Consider the following 693-nt stretch of genomic DNA (forward strand, 5'->3'; position numbering starts at 1 on the left):
CTGCTGGCAAACCAAAACCCATGGTGCCTAAGCCTGCGGAAGTAATGAAGTTTTGCGGATCGCGTGGCTGAATGTGCTGAGCTGCCCACATTTGGTGCTGGCCTACGTCAGTCGAGACGATGGCGCTGTCTGGCATCATGTCAGATAACTGCTTAAGCAGCAGCGGCGCGTAGATAAGATCGCCAGGGTGGTCGTAACGCCACTTAAAGCCGCTACGCAGACTTTCACTGTGGTGAACCCACGATGAGATATCTTGAGTCAGCTCCAATAGAGGAAGAATGGTATTGATGTCGCCTCGCAGTGGTGCGTTTGCGTGGCGAAGCTTATGGATTTCGGCCGCATCGATGTCGATATGAATGACTTTGGCGTGCGGCGCAAAGGTATCGAGTTTGCCCGTCACACGGTCATCAAAACGCGCACCTACGACAATCAACAGATCCGCTTCTTGAACCACAAGGTTGGCCGCTTTGGTGCCGTGCATACCTAACATGCCTAAGTAGTGAGGGTCATGGCGTTCAATCGTACCTAAGCCTTTCAGAGTGCTTACCGCTGGCATCGGGTTCAGACGTAAGAACTCTCTCACTGCATCTGTTGCTTTCGCAAGCTGCACACCGCCGCCGACATACAATACCGGGCGAGTGGACGCCGCCAGTACGTCTTGCGCGCGTTTGATGTCTTCAGCGCTGACGTCTT

The 693-nt window shown here is 53.8% G+C and carries 1 protein-coding gene; it reads right to left on the reverse strand.

The genetic code is table 11. The features are described from left to right. Nucleotides 1-693, reverse strand: a 693-nt coding sequence (locus tag R7P74_RS26610) for a thiamine pyrophosphate-dependent enzyme (RefSeq protein WP_318123650.1), incomplete at both ends; no start/stop codon positions are given.

It is taken from the genome of Vibrio sp. 2033 (assembly GCF_033339735.1).